General features: G+C 58.7%; 12 protein-coding genes and 4 tRNA genes. All 16 read right to left on the bottom strand.

Annotation, left to right across the window (positions count from 1 at the left end):
* Positions 1-81: 81 nt before the first annotated feature.
* The gene (rpoC, locus tag ACNFHO_RS26975; RefSeq protein ID WP_054893560.1) at positions 82-4,281 is read right to left on the bottom strand and encodes a DNA-directed RNA polymerase subunit beta'; all 4,200 of its coding nucleotides are present in this window, start codon (positions 4,279-4,281) and stop codon (positions 82-84) included.
* 64 nt (positions 4,282-4,345) lie between these two features.
* Complete coding sequence (gene rpoB, locus ACNFHO_RS26980; RefSeq protein ID WP_054926048.1) at positions 4,346-8,419, bottom strand: DNA-directed RNA polymerase subunit beta; 4,074 nt, start codon at positions 8,417-8,419, stop codon at positions 4,346-4,348.
* A 220-nt stretch (positions 8,420-8,639) separates the two neighbouring features.
* A complete protein-coding gene (rplL, locus tag ACNFHO_RS26985) occupies positions 8,640-9,008 on the bottom strand; it encodes a 50S ribosomal protein L7/L12 (RefSeq protein ID WP_054893558.1) in 369 nt (122 codons plus the stop codon).
* Positions 9,009-9,088: 80 nt separating this feature from the next.
* Positions 9,089-9,589 carry a 50S ribosomal protein L10 gene (gene rplJ, locus ACNFHO_RS26990; protein WP_029614620.1) on the bottom strand — a complete coding sequence of 167 codons (501 nt, stop codon included), beginning with the start codon at positions 9,587-9,589 and terminating at the stop codon, positions 9,089-9,091.
* 203 nt (positions 9,590-9,792) lie between these two features.
* Positions 9,793-10,488, bottom strand: coding sequence for a 50S ribosomal protein L1 (rplA, locus tag ACNFHO_RS26995; RefSeq protein ID WP_054893557.1), 696 nt, complete (start codon positions 10,486-10,488; stop codon positions 9,793-9,795).
* On the bottom strand, positions 10,488-10,919 hold the full coding sequence (rplK, locus tag ACNFHO_RS27000; RefSeq protein ID WP_003255500.1) for a 50S ribosomal protein L11: 432 nt from the start codon (positions 10,917-10,919) through the stop codon (positions 10,488-10,490). The genes rplA and rplK overlap by 1 nt, the downstream gene beginning before the upstream one ends.
* A 119-nt stretch (positions 10,920-11,038) precedes the next feature.
* On the bottom strand, positions 11,039-11,572 hold the full coding sequence (gene nusG / locus ACNFHO_RS27005; RefSeq protein WP_003255501.1) for a transcription termination/antitermination protein NusG: 534 nt from the start codon (positions 11,570-11,572) through the stop codon (positions 11,039-11,041).
* 9 nt (positions 11,573-11,581) lie between these two features.
* Positions 11,582-11,950, bottom strand: a complete 369-nt coding sequence (gene secE / locus ACNFHO_RS27010) for a preprotein translocase subunit SecE (RefSeq protein WP_063542475.1) — start codon at positions 11,948-11,950, stop codon at positions 11,582-11,584.
* Between the two features lie 44 nt (positions 11,951-11,994).
* Positions 11,995-12,070, bottom strand: a tRNA-Trp gene (locus ACNFHO_RS27015).
* Positions 12,071-12,125: 55 nt separating this feature from the next.
* On the bottom strand, positions 12,126-13,319 hold the full coding sequence (tuf, locus tag ACNFHO_RS27020) for an elongation factor Tu (RefSeq protein ID WP_013970626.1): 1,194 nt from the start codon (positions 13,317-13,319) through the stop codon (positions 12,126-12,128).
* Positions 13,320-13,398: 79 nt separating this feature from the next.
* A tRNA-Thr gene (locus tag ACNFHO_RS27025) sits at positions 13,399-13,474 on the bottom strand.
* Positions 13,475-13,502: 28 nt separating this feature from the next.
* Positions 13,503-13,576 (bottom strand) — tRNA-Gly (locus ACNFHO_RS27030).
* Between the two features lie 24 nt (positions 13,577-13,600).
* Positions 13,601-13,684, bottom strand: a tRNA-Tyr gene (locus tag ACNFHO_RS27035).
* A gap of 143 nt (positions 13,685-13,827) precedes the next feature.
* A complete protein-coding gene (locus tag ACNFHO_RS27040) occupies positions 13,828-14,253 on the bottom strand; it encodes a hypothetical protein (protein WP_416767922.1) in 426 nt (141 codons plus the stop codon).
* A 7-nt stretch (positions 14,254-14,260) separates the two neighbouring features.
* Positions 14,261-15,010, bottom strand: a complete 750-nt coding sequence (locus ACNFHO_RS27045; protein WP_054895648.1) for a pantothenate kinase — start codon at positions 15,008-15,010, stop codon at positions 14,261-14,263.
* Positions 15,000-15,959, bottom strand: coding sequence for a bifunctional biotin--[acetyl-CoA-carboxylase] ligase/biotin operon repressor BirA (gene birA / locus ACNFHO_RS27050; protein ID WP_054895649.1), 960 nt, complete (start codon positions 15,957-15,959; stop codon positions 15,000-15,002). Before birA ends, ACNFHO_RS27045 begins: the two co-directional genes overlap by 11 nt.
* Positions 15,960-16,189 lie beyond the last annotated feature (230 nt).

A 16,189-nucleotide genomic window follows, 5' to 3' on the forward strand; every position in this document is an offset into this window, starting at 1 on the left:
CCCCGACCCTTCCTGCCCGATCATCGGCAACAAATCATGTCACCGAGAGTCGGGAGGAAGGGGCCGGGGCCCCGCCTCTTCTTAGTTACCGCTGGAGTTCAGCGCTTCGGTCAGTGCGGCTTCCACCTCACTGGCGCTCACACGCAGCGGCTTGTCGGCATCACGGCGACGCTTGCGCTCGCTGTGGTACGCCAGACCGGTACCGGCCGGGATCAGACGACCCACGACCACGTTCTCTTTCAGGCCGCGCAGGTAGTCGCGCTTGCCGGTTACCGCCGCTTCGGTCAGTACGCGGGTGGTTTCCTGGAAGGAAGCCGCGGAGATGAACGACTCGGTCGACAACGACGCCTTGGTGATACCCAGCAGGACACGGGTGAACTTGGAGATGAACTTGTCTTCGCCAGCCAGACGCTCGTTCTCTACCAGTACCTGGGTCAGCTCCATCTGGTCGCCCTTGATGAAGCTGGAATCGCCCGACTCGCTGATCTCGACCTTGCGCAGCATCTGGCGCAGGATGGTCTCGATGTGCTTGTCGTTGATCTTCACGCCCTGCAGACGGTAAACGTCCTGGATCTCGTTGACGATGTATTTCGCCAGCGCGCTGACACCCAGCAGACGCAGGATGTCGTGCGGATCACTTGGACCGTCGGAGATGACTTCGCCGCGGTTTACCTGTTCGCCTTCGAAGACGTTCAGGTGGCGCCACTTCGGAATCAGCTCTTCGTACGGATCGCTGCCGTCGGTCGGCGTGATGACCAGGCGACGCTTGCCCTTGGTCTCTTTACCGAACGCGATGGTACCGCTGACTTCAGCCAGGATCGACGCTTCCTTCGGACGACGCGCTTCGAACAGGTCGGCAACGCGCGGCAGACCACCGGTGATGTCACGGGTCTTCGACGTTTCTTGCGGGATACGCGCGATAACGTCACCGACGCCGATCTGGGCACCGTCAGCCACACCGACGAGGGCGTTGGCTGGCAGGAAGTACTGAGCCGGTACGTCGGTACCAGGCAGGTACAGATCCTTGCCGTTGGCGTCGACCATCTTGATGGCCGGACGGATTTCCTTGCCAGCAGCAGGGCGATCCTTGACGTCCAGGACTTCAATGTTGGTCAGGCCGGTCAGTTCGTCGGTCTGGCGCTTGATCGTGATGTTTTCTTCCATGCCCACGAAGGTCACGGTACCTTTCAGCTCGGTAACGATCGGGTGGGTGTGCGGGTCCCACTTGGCGACGATGGCGCCAGCTTCGACCTTCTCACCTTCCTTGACCGAGATCACGGCACCGTAAGGCAGCTTGTAGCGCTCACGCTCACGACCGAACTCGTCGGCAATGGCCAGCTCGCCGGAACGCGATACCGCGACCAGGTTGCCATCGGCACGCTCGACCTGCTTCAGGTTGTGCAGACGTACCATACCGCCGTTCTTCACCTGGACGCTGTCGGCAGCCGAGGTACGGCTTGCAGCACCACCGATGTGGAAGGTACGCATGGTCAGCTGGGTACCCGGCTCACCGATCGACTGTGCAGCGATGACGCCGACAGCTTCACCGATGTTCACCTGGTGACCACGAGCCAGGTCACGACCGTAGCACTTGGCGCAGATGCCGTAGCGGGTTTCGCAGCTGATCGGCGAACGCACGATCACTTCGTCGATGCTGTTCAGCTCGATGAACTCGACCCACTTCTCGTCGACCAGGGTGCCAGCAGGAACGATGACGTCCTCGGTACCAGGCTTGAACACGTCGCGGGCGATGACACGACCCAGAACACGCTCACCCAGCGGCTCTACAACGTCGCCACCTTCGATGTGCGGCGTCATCAACAGGCCCTGGTCGGTGCCGCAGTCGATCTCGGTCACGACCAGATCCTGCGCCACGTCTACCAGACGGCGAGTCAGGTAACCGGAGTTCGCAGTCTTCAGTGCGGTATCCGCCAGACCTTTACGAGCACCGTGGGTCGAGATGAAGTACTGCAGTACGCTCAGACCTTCACGGAAGTTCGCAGTGATCGGCGTCTCGATGATCGAGCCGTCCGGCTTGGCCATCAGACCACGCATACCAGCCAGCTGACGAATCTGTGCAGCGGAACCCCGCGCACCCGAGTCAGCCATCATGTACATCGAGTTGAAGGACTCTTGCTCGACTTCCTTGCCCTCACGGTCGATGACCTTCTCTTTCGAGAGGTTGGCCATCATCGCCTTAGACACTTCGTCGTTCGCCTTCGACCACAAGTCGATGACCTTGTTGTACTTCTCGCCCTGGGTAACCAGGCCGGAGGCGTACTGGCTCTCGATTTCCTTCACTTCATCGGTGGCAGTACCGATGATGCGGGCTTTTTCGTCCGGGATAACGAAGTCGTTAACACCGATCGAGACGCCGGAAATGGTCGAGTAAGCGAAACCGGTGTACATCAGCTGGTCCGCGAAGATCACGGTCTCTTTCAGACCAACCACGCGGTAGCACTGGTTGATCAGCTTGGAGATCGCCTTCTTCTTCATGGGCTGGTTGACCACGTCGTACGGCAGACCTGCCGGAACGACCTGGAACAGCAGCGCACGGCCAACGGTGGTGTCGACGATACGGGTGTTCTTGGTGACGCTGCCATCACGGTCTTTCACGGTCTCGTTGATACGGACCTTGATTTTCGCGTGCAGGGCAGCCTCGCCGGCGCGGAATACGCGGTCGACTTCCTGCAGGTCGGCGAACACGCGACCTTCGCCCTTGGCGTTGATGGCTTCGCGGGTCATGTAGTACAGACCCAGTACGACGTCCTGCGAAGGAACGATGATCGGCTCACCGTTGGCTGGCGACAGGATGTTGTTGGTCGACATCATCAGCGCGCGCGCTTCGAGCTGGGCTTCCAGGGTCAGCGGCACGTGAACGGCCATCTGGTCACCGTCGAAGTCGGCGTTGTACGCAGCACAGACCAGCGGGTGCAACTGGATCGCCTTGCCTTCGATCAGCACCGGCTCGAACGCCTGGATACCCAGACGGTGCAGCGTCGGTGCACGGTTCAGCAGGACGGGGTGTTCGCGGATGACTTCGGCGAGAACGTCCCAGACCTCTGGCAACTCGCGCTCGACCATCTTCTTGGCCGCCTTGATGGTGGTCGCCAGACCACGCATTTCCAGCTTGCCGAAAATGAACGGCTTGAACAGCTCGAGGGCCATCTTCTTCGGCAGACCGCACTGATGCAGACGCAGGGTCGGACCTACGGTAATTACCGAACGACCGGAGTAGTCCACGCGCTTACCGAGCAAGTTCTGACGGAAGCGACCTTGCTTACCTTTGATCATGTCGGCCAGCGACTTCAGCGGACGCTTGTTCGAGCCAGTGATGGCGCGACCGCGACGGCCGTTGTCGAGCAGGGCATCGACTGCTTCCTGCAGCATGCGCTTTTCGTTGCGCACGATGATGTCCGGCGCCGACAGATCGAGCAGGCGCTTCAGACGGTTGTTACGGTTGATCACCCGACGATACAGGTCGTTCAGGTCGGAGGTCGCAAAGCGGCCACCATCCAGCGGAACCAGCGGACGCAGGTCCGGCGGCAGCACTGGCAGGACGGTCAGGACCATCCACTCAGGCAGGTTGCCCGAGCCCTGGAAAGCTTCCATCAGCTTCAGGCGCTTGGACAGCTTCTTGATCTTGGTTTCCGAGTTGGTTTGCGGAATTTCTTCACGCAGACGGCCAATCTCGTGCTCCAGGTCGATCGCGTGCAGCAGCTCGCGAACAGCCTCGGCACCCATGCGGGCGTCGAAGTCGTCACCGAACTCTTCCAGCGCTTCGAAGTACTGCTCGTCGTTCAGCAGCTGACCCTTCTCGAGGGTGGTCATACCTGGATCGATCACCACGTAGCTCTCGAAGTAGAGCACGCGCTCGATGTCACGCAGGGTCATGTCCATCAGCAGGCCGATACGGGACGGCAGCGACTTCAGGAACCAGATGTGGGCGACCGGCGAGGCCAGTTCGATGTGCGCCATGCGCTCACGACGAACCTTGGCCAGGGCAACTTCAACGCCGCACTTCTCGCAGATCACACCGCGGTGCTTGAGGCGCTTGTACTTGCCGCACAGGCACTCGTAGTCCTTGACTGGGCCAAAGATCTTGGCGCAGAACAGGCCGTCACGCTCAGGTTTGAACGTACGGTAGTTGATGGTTTCCGGCTTCTTAACTTCACCGAACGACCACGAACGGATCATTTCAGGCGACGCCAGACCGATGCGGATGGCGTCGAACTCTTCGACTTGACCCTGGTTTTTCAGCAAATTCAGTAGGTCTTTCAAGGCCTTTCCTCCTGGCGGAGCAGGAAGTGGGCTATACCAGCCCCACTCCCCTTCGCGTCACGTGTTATTCGGTTTCCAGATCGATATCGATACCGAGCGAACGGATCTCTTTGATCAACACGTTGAAGGACTCGGGCATGCCCGGCTCCATACGGTGATCGCCATCCACGATGTTCTTGTACATCTTGGTACGGCCGTTCACGTCGTCCGACTTCACTGTGAGCATTTCTTGCAGGGTGTATGCCGCGCCGTATGCTTCCAGCGCCCACACTTCCATCTCCCCGAAACGCTGACCACCGAACTGCGCCTTACCACCCAACGGCTGCTGGGTAACCAGGCTGTAGGAACCAGTGGAACGCGCGTGCATCTTGTCGTCCACCAAGTGGTTCAGCTTGAGCATGTACATGTAGCCAACGGTCACAGGACGCTCGAACTTGTTGCCGGTACGGCCATCGAACAGCACCATCTGGCCGCTCTCTGGCAGGTCGGCCAGCTTCAGCATGGCCTTGATCTCACGCTCCTTGGCACCGTCGAAGACAGGCGTCGCCATCGGCACACCTTTCTTGAGGTTGTTGGCCAGGGCGAAGATCTCTGCGTCGGAGAACTCGTCGAGGTTTTCCTGACGACCACCGATCTCGTTATAGATCTCGGTCAGGAAGGTACGCAGCTCGGCTGCCTTGCGCTGTTCTTCGATCATGCGGTCGATCTTCTCGCCCAGACCTTTGGCCGCCAGGCCCAGGTGGGTTTCGAGAATCTGACCGACGTTCATACGCGAAGGTACGCCCAGCGGGTTCAGTACGACGTCGACCGGAGTACCGTTGGCGTCGTGCGGCATGTCTTCTACCGGCATGATCACCGAGACGACACCCTTGTTACCGTGACGACCGGCCATCTTGTCACCCGGCTGGATGCGACGGCGGATTGCCAGGTAGACCTTGACGATCTTCAGTACGCCTGGAGCCAGGTCATCGCCCTGCTGCAGCTTGCGCTTCTTGTCTTCGAACTTGTCGTCCAGCAGACGGCGACGATCGACGATGTACTGCTGAGCCTTTTCCAGCTGCTCGTTCAGTGCATCTTCGGCCATCCGCAGTTTGAACCACTGGCCGTGCTCCAGACCGTTCAGTACGTCGTCAGTGATCACGGTGCCTTTCTTCAGGCCCGCACCACCGTCGACCACCTGGCCGTTCAGAGCCGAACGCAGACGCTCGAAGGTCGCGCCTTCGACGATGCGGAACTCTTCGTTGAGGTCCTTGCGGATCTCGTCCAGCTGCATCTTCTCGATGGCCAGGGCGCGGCTGTCGCGCTCGACGCCATCACGGGTGAAGACCTGTACGTCGATGACGGTGCCCTTGGTGCCGGTCGGCACGCGCAGGGAAGTGTCTTTGACGTCGCTGGCCTTCTCACCGAAGATCGCACGCAGCAGTTTCTCTTCCGGCGTCAGCTGGGTCTCGCCTTTCGGAGTGACCTTGCCGACCAGGATGTCACCGGCGCCGACCTCGGCACCGACGTAGACGATACCGGCTTCGTCCAGCTTGTTCAGCGCAGCCTCACCCACGTTCGGGATGTCCGCGGTGATTTCCTCTGGGCCAAGCTTGGTGTCACGAGCCACACAGGTCAGTTCCTGGATGTGGATCGTGGTGAAGCGGTCTTCCTGGACCACACGCTCGGACAGGCAGATGGAGTCTTCGAAGTTGAAGCCGTTCCACGCCATGAACGCGATGCGCATGTTCTGGCCCAGTGCCAGTTCACCCATATCGGTGGACGGACCGTCAGCCATGATGTCGCCACGCGCAACCACATCACCCTTGCTCACCAGCGGGCGCTGGTTGATGCAGGTGTTCTGGTTCGAACGGGTGTACTTGGTCAGGTTGTAGATATCCACACCTGCTTCACCGGTCTCGACTTCGTCGTCAGCTACACGCACGACGATACGGCTGGCGTCGACCGAGTCGATCACACCACCACGGCGAGCCACGACGCAGACGCCGGAGTCACGGGCGACGTTGCGCTCCATGCCGGTACCTACCAGCGGCTTGTCGGCACGCAGGGTCGGTACAGCCTGACGCTGCATGTTCGAACCCATCAACGCACGGTTGGCGTCGTCGTGCTCGAGGAACGGAATCAGCGAGGCAGCAACGGAAACAACCTGCTTCGGCGAAACGTCCATCAGGGTGACGTCTTCCGGCGCCTTGACGGTGAATTCGTTCAGGTGACGGACCGCTACCAGCTCGTCGATCAGATGCTTCTGCTCGTTCATCGCAGCCGAAGCCTGGGCGATGACGTGATCAGCTTCTTCGATCGCCGACAGGAACACGATGTCGTCGGTGACCACACCCTCTTTCACCACACGGTACGGGCTTTCCAGGAAGCCGTACTGGTTGGTGCGGGCGTAGGCCGCCAGGGAGTTGATCAGACCGATGTTCGGACCTTCCGGCGTTTCAATCGGGCACACGCGGCCGTAGTGGGTCGGGTGTACGTCACGGACTTCGAAGCCGGCGCGCTCACGGGTCAGACCGCCAGGGCCGAGCGCGGAGACACGACGCTTGTGGGTGATCTCGGAGAGCGGGTTGTTCTGGTCCATGAACTGCGAGAGCTGGCTGGAACCGAAGAACTCCTTCACCGCCGCCGCAACCGGCTTGGCGTTGATCAGGTCCTGCGGCATCAGGCCTTCGCTTTCGGCCATCGACAGACGCTCTTTGACCGCACGCTCGACGCGCACCAGGCCAACGCGGAACTGGTTCTCGGCCATCTCGCCGACACAACGCACGCGACGGTTACCCAGGTGGTCGATGTCGTCGACGATACCCTTGCCGTTACGGATGTCGACCAGGGTCTTCAGTACATCGACGATGTCTTCCTTGCTCAGCACGCCCGAACCTTCGATCTCGGTGCGACCGATACGACGGTTGAACTTCATGCGGCCTACGGCGGACAGGTCGTAACGCTCGGCGCTGAAGAACAGGTTGTTGAACAGGGTCTCGGCGGCGTCCTTGGTTGGTGGCTCGCCTGGACGCATCATGCGATAGATTTCGACCAACGCTTCCAGCTGGTTGCTGGTGGTATCGATCTTCAGCGTGTCGGCGATGAACGGACCGCAATCGATGTCGTTGGTGTACAGGGTCTCGATGCGGACGACCTGGGCCTTGGCGATCTTGACCAGCAGATCGGTGGTCAGCTCGGTGTTGCACTCGGCCAGGATTTCACCAGTTGCCGGGTGCACGATGGCCTTGGCAGTGGTACGGCCAATCATGTACTCGAGCGGAACGTCCAGCTGCTTGACGCCAGCTTTCTCGATCTGGTTGATGTGGCGCGCAGTGATACGGCGGCCTTGCTCGACGATGACCTTGCCGGTCTCGTCGGTGATGTCCATTACCGCAACTTCACCGCGCAGACGCTGGGCAACCAGCTCCAGGCTCAGCTTCTCACCGGAAACGTGGAACACGTTGGTGGTATAGAAGGTGTCCAGGATCTCTTCGGTGCTGTAGCCCAGCGCGCGCAGCAGTACGGAGGCCGGCAGCTTGCGGCGACGGTCGATACGGACGAACACGCAGTCCTTCGGATCGAACTCGAAGTCGAGCCAGGAGCCGCGGTAAGGAATGATGCGAGCGGAGTACAGCAGCTTGCCGGAGCTGTGAGTCTTGCCACGGTCGTGGTCGAAGAACACACCAGGCGAACGGTGCAGCTGGGAAACGATCACACGCTCGGTACCGTTGATAACGAAGGTACCGTTCTCAGTCATCAGGGGAATTTCACCCATGTAGACTTCTTGCTCTTTGATGTCCTTGATCGCTTTGTTCGACGATTCCTTGTCGAAGATGATCAGGCGCACCTTGACCCGCAGTGGGACCGCGAAGGTCACGCCACGCAGGACACATTCCTTCACATCGAAGGCAGGCTCGCCCAGGCGATAGCCTACGTACTCCAGGGCAGCATTGCCGGAGTAGCTGATGATCGGGAATACCGATTTGAAGGCCGCATGCAGACCGACGTCGCGGAACTGATCCTTGGATGCTCCCGCCTGCAGGAATTCGCGATACGAATCCAGCTGGATGGCCAGGAGATACGGCACATCCATGACGTCCGGCAACTTGCTAAAGTCCTTGCGGATACGTTTTTTCTCAGTGTATGAGTAAGCCATCAGCGTTCCCCAGCTTGGTCACCTGCTTGTTTGGCTTCTCCCGGCGGGAGCAGCCAGAAAATCGTGCAAACCCCTTGGTTTGCGCCACCCACATGGGTGTCTTGCAGCTCATTATCGGGGCCGACATGATCGGCCACCAATAACGGAAAAAGGCCGGTGGCACAGGCCACCAGCCATCAGCCCTACGCTTGACGCTCAGGCTGCAGTCGCAAAGTCGAAATTACTTCAGCTCGACTTTAGCGCCAGCTTCTTCCAGCTTCTTCTTAGCGTCTTCAGCGGCTTCTTTCGAAACGCCTTCAGCTACAACCTGAGGAGCGCCATCGACTTTCTCTTTGGCTTCTTTCAGGCCCAGACCGGTCAGTTCGCGAACGGCTTTGATGACGTTCACTTTCTTGTCGCCGGCTTCAACCAGGACAACGTTGAACTCGGTCTGCTCTTCAACAACGGCGGCGGCAGCAGCTGGGCCAGCGGCAACAGCGGCAGCAGCGGTAACACCGAAGGTTTCTTCCATTGCTTTGATCAGTTCAACAATTTCCAGAACGGTTTTCTGGCCGATTGCTTCGATGATTTGCTCGTTAGTCAGAGACATGACTATGAATTCCTGTATTGGGGGACAGCCTTACACGGCCATCAAATTAAACGTTTGATTTCGAGAGAAGCTACGCCGCCTTAGGCAGCAGCGGCTTCTTTCTGGTCGCGCAGAGCTGCCAGGGTACGAGCCAGTTTGCTGGTTGCACCTTGGATTACGCTCATCAGCTGTGCGATAGCCTCGTCGCGAGTTGGCAGGGTTGCCAGCACGTCGATCTGGTTAGCGGCAAGGAACTTGCCGTCGAACGCAGCTGCCTTGATCTCGAACTTGTCCTGACCCTTGGCGAATTCCTTGAACAGACGGGCAGCAGCGCCCGGGTGTTCGTTGGAGAACGCAATCAGGGTAGGGCCGGTGAAGGCGTCGTTGAGGACACTGAATTCAGTGTCAGCAACAGCGCGCTTGAGCAGGGTGTTACGTACGACACGCACGTATACGCCAGCTTCACGAGCCTCTTTACGGAGTCCGGTCATTGCGCCTACAGTCACACCACGGGCATCGGCCACGACAGCGGACAGAGCGACTTTGGCAGCCTCGTTGACTTCAGCGACGATGGCCTTCTTGTCTTCGAGTTTAATTGCCACGGGTTTACTCCTGGTTTCTACCGTTTCATCTGGCCGAGGCCGGATGTCGTTTTGGTGTCTGATTCGCGAGCGAATCGGGAGCACCATCTGCGTAGGCTTGTGTTTTAAGACTTGCGTCGCCTACGGTCTTGGATAGCCCCCGCCAGGCAGGGACCCCAATCTTGTTGCAGTCGGCGCGCTCGAGAGACCGCGCCGACTTTGCATTACACGTTCAGCGAGCTCTGATCGATGATCAGACCTGGGCCCATGGTGGTGCTCAGGGTAACGCGCTTGACGTAGATACCTTTCGAGGAAGCCGGCTTGATACGCTTCAGATCAGCGATCAGGGCTTCAACGTTTTCCTTCAGCTTGTCGGCTTCGAAGCCGATCTTGCCAACGGAGGTATGGATGATACCGTTCTTGTCGGTACGGTAGCGAACCTGACCAGCCTTGGCGTTTTTCACGGCAGTGGCTACGTCTGGGGTCACGGTACCGACTTTCGGGTTAGGCATCAGGCCACGAGGACCCAGAACCTGACCCAGCTGACCGACAACGCGCATGGCATCCGGGGATGCGATGACGACGTCATAGTTCAGGTCGCCGCCTTTCATTTCGGCAGCCAGATCGTCCATACCTACGCGGTCAGCGCCGGCAGCCAGAGCGGCCTCGGCAGCTGGACCCTGGGTGAAGACAGCAACGCGTACGGTCTTGCCAGTGCCGTGCGGCAGCACAGTAGCGCTACGAACGACCTGGTCGGATTTACGCGGGTCAACACCGAGGTTTACGGCGATGTCGTACGACTCGACGAATTTGGCAGCCGGCAGCGAAGCCAGCAGGGTAGCGGCCTCTTCGAAGTTATAGGCCTTGCCTGCTTCGATTTTCTCGGCGATTGCCTTTTGACGCTTGGTCAGCTTAGCCATTACACACCCTCCACGTTCAGGCCCATGCTGCGGGCAGAGCCAGCGATGGTGCGTACAGCTGCATCCAGGTCAGCGGCGGTCAGATCAGCCTGTTTTGCCTTGGCGATATCTTCCAGCTGAGCGCGGGTGACGGTACCGACCTTGACGGTGTTCGGACGGGCCGAACCACTGGTCAGGCCAGCAGCTTTCTTCAGCAGAACCGAGGCAGGGGTGCTCTTGGTTTCGAAGGTGAAGCTACGGTCACTGTAAACAGTGATGATCACAGGAGTCGGCAGACCGGCTTCTTGACCCTGAGTACGGGCGTTGAAGGCCTTGCAGAATTCCATGATGTTCACACCGTGTTGACCCAGTGCTGGACCAACGGGTGGGCTTGGGTTGGCCTGGCCGGCCTTTACTTGCAGCTTGATGTAAGCCTGAATCTTCTTAGCCATGAGCTACTCCAAAATCGGGTTCGAACGCCTGGTGGCTCCCCGGATGACTTGCGTTTTATCCCAGTGACGACAAAACCCCGCAGCACATAGGGCTGCGGGGTATGGGATGCGTCGCTCAGTTAGACCTTCTCGACCTGACTGAACTCAAGCTCTACCGGAGTAGAGCGACCGAAAATGAGCACTGCGACCTGCAGACGGCTCTTCTCGTAGTTAACCTCTTCGACGCTACCGTTGAAGTCGGCGAATGGACCGTCAATGACGCGAACCACTTCACCCGGCTCGAACAGCGTCTTCGGCTTCGGCTTGTCACTGCCGTCGGCAACGCGACGCAGAATAGCTTCTGCCTCTTTATCGGTGATCGGCGCGGGCTTGTCCGCGGTACCACCAATGAAACCCATGACGCGAGGGGTATCCTTGACCAAGTGCCAAGTCCCTTCGTTCATTTCCATCTGCACCAGGACATAGCCCGGGAAGAATTTACGCTCACTCTTGCGCTTCTGGCCGTTGCGCATTTCGACGACTTCTTCGGTCGGAACGAGAATCTCGCCAAACCCGTCTTCCATGCCTGCCAGCTTTACGCGCTCGATGAGGGAGCGCATGACATGCTTCTCGTAACCCGAGTAAGCATGCACAACATACCAACGCTTAGCCACGAGACACCCTTAGCCAACAATCAAGGAAACCAACCAGCCGAGCAGGGAATCCAGACCCCACAACAGCAGCGCCATCACGAGGACCACAGCCACCACGATCAACGTAGTCTGGGTAGTCTCCTGGCGGGTTGGCCACACGACTTTACGGATCTCGGTACGAGCTTCCTTCGCCAGCGTAAAGAACGACTTACCCTTCGCAGTCTGCAGAGCAACGAAGCCTGCGACAGCTGCCAGGGCGAGCAGCGCGAGAACGCGATACAGGATAGGAGCGGCGGAGTAATACTGATTACCCACGACACCTACGACAACCAATGCAACTACAGCCAGCCACTTGAACAGATCAAAACGCGATTCTTGGGCTTCAGTTTTGGGAGTCATCGGGGAGGATCCTGTAAGAAGAAAGCCAATCACACCGAGGTGAATGGCAGGTCAGGAGGGAATCGAACCCCCAACCTACGGTTTTGGAGACCGTCGCTCTGCCAATTGAGCTACTGACCTGTAACGCTGTATCAGGCCGGCCATTATGCCGGCCTGATTTAGATAAATCAACTACTTATTCAATAATCTTCGCTACGACGCCGGCGCCGACGGTACGACCGCCTTCACGGATGGCGAAGCGCAGACCGTCTTCCATTGCGATGGTCTTGATCAGGGTGACAGTCATCTGAATGTTGTCACCTGGCATTACCATTTCAACGCCTTCCGGCAGTTCGCAGTTACCGGTCACGTCAGTGGTACGGAAGTAGAACTGAGGACGGTAGCCTTTGAAGAACGGAGTGTGACGACCGCCTTCTTCCTTCGACAGAACGTAGACTTCTGCGGTGAACTTGGTGTGCGGCTTGACCGAACCTGGCTTGACCAGAACCTGGCCACGCTCAACGTCGTCACGCTTGGTACCACGCAGCAGAACGCCGCAGTTCTCGCCAGCACGACCTTCGTCCAGCAGCTTGCGGAACATCTCAACACCGGTGCAGGTGGTGGTGGTGGTGTCACGCAGACCAACGATTTCCAGCGGATCCTGAACGCGAACGATGCCACGCTCGATACGGCCGGTAACAACGGTACCACGACCCGAGATCGAGAATACGTCTTCGATCGGCATCAGGAACGGCTGGTCGACGGCACGAACTGGCTCAGGGATGTAGGCATCCAGAGTTTCTACCAGCTTCTTGACAGCGGTAGTGCCCATTTCGTTGTCGTCTTTGCCTTCCAGCGCCATACGAGCCGAACCGATGATGATCGGAGTGTCGTCGCCTGGGAAGTCGTAGGTGGACAGCAGGTCGCGAACTTCCATCTCGACCAGTTCCAGCAGCTCAGCGTCGTCTACCAGGTCAGCCTTGTTCAGGAAGACCACGATGTACGGAACGCCTACCTGACGGGACAGCAGGATGTGCTCACGGGTTTGTGGCATCGGACCATCGGCAGCCGAGCAAACCAGGATCGCGCCGTCCATCTGGGCAGCACCGGTGATCATGTTCTTCACGTAGTCAGCGTGACCTGGGCAGTCAACGTGAGCGTAGTGACGAATGTTCGAGTTGTACTCGACGTGAGCGGTGTTGATGGTGATACCGCGCGCTTTTTCTTCCGGAGCCGAGTCGATCTTGTCGAACTCAACGACTGCCGAACCGAAAACTTCGGAGCAGACGCGAGTCAGAGCTGCGGTCAGAGTGGTCTTACCGTGGTCAACGTGGCCGATAGTGCCGACGTTAACGTGGGGAAGGGAACGATCAAACTTTTCCTTAGCCATCGATACAGTCCTCCGCAGAAGAAATAGTCACTACGCTGATAAAACAAAGGCAGATATTTTCATATCTGCCTTGTTTATATGGAGCTCTTGAGCGGACTTGAACCGCTGACCTCACCCTTACCAAGGGTGTGCTCTACCAACTGAGCTACAAGAGCGAAACTCTTTGTGCCAAAACAGCAAACTTGGAGCGGGTAGCGGGAATCGAACCCGCATCATCAGCTTGGAAGGCTGAGGTTCTACCACTAAACTATACCCGCGGAGCTTGCAGCTCTCGCTAAAACTGGTGGAGGGAGAAGGATTCGAACCTTCGAAGCTCTCGCAACGGATTTACAGTCCGTCCCCTTTGGCCGCTCGGGAATCCCTCCAGACGTGGCGGGCATTCTATTTACCTGCCGGCCTGTAGTCAAGCATTTTTTTCAATTAAATCTGAAAGTTAGCTGCTTTGACTATGCTTCCGGTACTACCACCTGAGCGGTGTTCCCTGCGAAGCGGGCGCCATTCTATCAAGCTATTCGCCAGTTGCAATACCCTGGCAGAAAATAATTTTATGTTTTAAGTCTTTGAAATCACTGGAAAGACTGGCAATGACCGCCTCATCCAGCAAACGCTCGCTATCAGGGCTGACCTTGAGCCAGAAGCCGTCCGCGCCAGCCAACTGCCCCTGCACGGGCTGAGCGGCGATATCCAGGCTCAGCAACCGCTGGCGCAAGGCCAAGAGCTCATCCTGCCCGGTAAATCCCCCCACCACCAGGCATTCATCCCTGCGTCTGGCGAGAGCCGCCGCTCCCGTCTCCCGAAGCAGGCGGATCTCCTGCTGACTTCCCTTGTAGAGGGAAAGGGGTGCAACTTCCTTGACCCGTACCGGCGCCTCCTGCTGGTGCCACACGTAATAGACGGCATTTAGCACTACCAACAGCAGAAACAACCAACGCATAGGCACCTCAACTCAAGGGGCAGGCCATCGCCAGGCCAACAAAGACCAGGTCCGGTACAACCCGCGCGCCAGGTGCAGACACCTGGACCAGGGGCGCATCGCCTCCCGTGAGGAAGACGCTGAACTCATTACCCCACAGCGCGCGCGCCTGATCGATCTGCGTACGGGCGAACCCCTGCAGCATCAGCACGCACCCACGTTCGACTGCCTCGACCGTGGAGCGCCCGGGCTCAAGACTGCTCAATGCTCGCTCGGCCGAGGCATCGTCATAACGAATACGGCGGGTATGGGTCCGCAGCTGACTACGCATCAGAGGCATCCCCGGACAGATATATCCACCCAGGTGCTGACCATCCGCCGCCACGAAGTCCGCCTTGGCGGCTGTGCCAAAATCCATCACCAGGCAAGCCCCTTTGGCCAGGTGGAATGCACCGAGGGCGGCCAGCCAGCGATCCATGCCCAGGCGCTCATGATCTTCATAGCCATTGCGTACTCCCGCCATTTCAATGACAGGACGCGCAACCTGCACGTCAACAGCGAAGGCTTGCCTGATCGCCTCGCACAGCGCATCGGTTTCTTCCTCGCTGCGCACGCTGACCATCCGTGCACCCGCCAGGCGCGCGGCAGCCAGCCCTCCGACAGCGGCCAGCAGCGCCTGATCCGAATCGACGATACCGCCACCCACAATGGTGGCATCCGCAGCATGAATCACACGCCACTTGATAAAGCTATTACCGCAATCGAGCTCAAGAATCATCGCGCAACCTCAACCCGAGCTCTCCACCACTGAAGCTCTTCTCCACACCCTCGACATCCATGCGTAGACCGCCCTGCCCGTCCACACCCAGCACAATGCCATCGACCGTCTGATTGCCGGCGATCAGCGAGACCTTGCGCCCCTGCCACAGATGCGCCTGCTCCCATTCCTCCTGGAAAGCAGCGAAACCATAGCGACGATGGCGTGAAAGCTCATGCTGCAATTGCTGGTTCAACTGCGCAACCAGACGATTGCGATCAATGAGATCGCCAGTCTCCCGACGCATCGATGTCCATTGCTGGTCGACCTGATCATTGCTCTGCATGTTCACATTGATGCCGACACCTAGCACGACGTGACAGACATCCGCGGGGTCGCCAACCAGCTCCAGAAGAATGCCGACAATCTTCTTGTTAGCGACAAGAACGTCATTGGGCCATTTCAGCCCCGCTCCCTTTACACCGAACGTATGCAGCGTGCGCATTACCGCGAGGCCAACGACCAGACTCAGCCCCTCGAGCTGGCGCATGCCACCCTCTACCCGGAGCACCAGGCTGTAATAGAGATTCTCAGCGAACGGGCTGACCCAGTGTCGGCCGCGCCGACCACGACCAGCACTCTGGCGCTCGGCGAGCACCAGGAAGGGAGCTGCTTGCCCCTTCCCAATCAGACGCAGGGCCTCGGCATTGGTCGAATCTATCGAGTCATGGACAAGAACAGGCCATTGCTCACCCTGCGTGAATGCAGCAATCGCCGACGCCTCGAGCAGGCTCAATGGCGTAGCGAGCTGGTATCCACGACCACGCACCTTGTGAATGGTGAGGTTCAGCTCGCTTTCGAGGTGCTGCAGCTGCTTCCACACAGCACTGCGGCTTACCCCCATGGCTTCCCCCAGGGCCTGGCCAGAATGAAATCGGCCATCCTTGAGGAGATTCAACAACTTCAGCATGCCAGTCTCGACTTGGAATAAGGCTGGCATGATAGCCACGGGCTGCTGGATTGCATAGGAAAAGGGCAGGGATATCCCCGCGAGAAAGGGAGGGCGCCGATGTGTCCCGTGGCGTGCGCGGTGTCGGCGCGGGGGAGCGATGAGATCTGGCGAACGCCAGAAAGACAAAACCCCTACCTGCTCGCGCAGATAGGGGTTTTGCGAAATGAATCTTGACGATGACCTACTCT

The sequence above is a fragment of the Pseudomonas sp. NY15374 genome, from assembly GCF_048068255.1.
Classification (GTDB): domain Bacteria; phylum Pseudomonadota; class Gammaproteobacteria; order Pseudomonadales; family Pseudomonadaceae; genus Aquipseudomonas; species Aquipseudomonas machongensis.

Coding starts and splice junctions, on each gene's coding strand:
- rpoB (WP_054926048.1), bottom strand. CDS start 8,419: ATGGCTTACTCATACACTGAGAAAAAACGTATCCGCAAGGACTTTAGC.
- rplL (WP_054893558.1), bottom strand. CDS start 9,008: ATGTCTCTGACTAACGAGCAAATCATCGAAGCAATCGGCCAGAAAACC.
- rplA (WP_054893557.1), bottom strand. CDS start 10,488: ATGGCTAAGCTGACCAAGCGTCAAAAGGCAATCGCCGAGAAAATCGAA.
- rplK (WP_003255500.1), bottom strand. CDS start 10,919: ATGGCTAAGAAGATTCAGGCTTACATCAAGCTGCAAGTAAAGGCCGGC.
- secE (WP_063542475.1), bottom strand. CDS start 11,950: ATGACTCCCAAAACTGAAGCCCAAGAATCGCGTTTTGATCTGTTCAAG.
- tuf (WP_013970626.1), bottom strand. CDS start 13,319: ATGGCTAAGGAAAAGTTTGATCGTTCCCTTCCCCACGTTAACGTCGGC.
- ACNFHO_RS27040 (WP_416767922.1), bottom strand. CDS start 14,253: ATGCGTTGGTTGTTTCTGCTGTTGGTAGTGCTAAATGCCGTCTATTAC.
- ACNFHO_RS27045 (WP_054895648.1), bottom strand. CDS start 15,010: ATGATTCTTGAGCTCGATTGCGGTAATAGCTTTATCAAGTGGCGTGTG.
- birA (WP_054895649.1), bottom strand. CDS start 15,959: ATGCTGAAGTTGTTGAATCTCCTCAAGGATGGCCGATTTCATTCTGGC.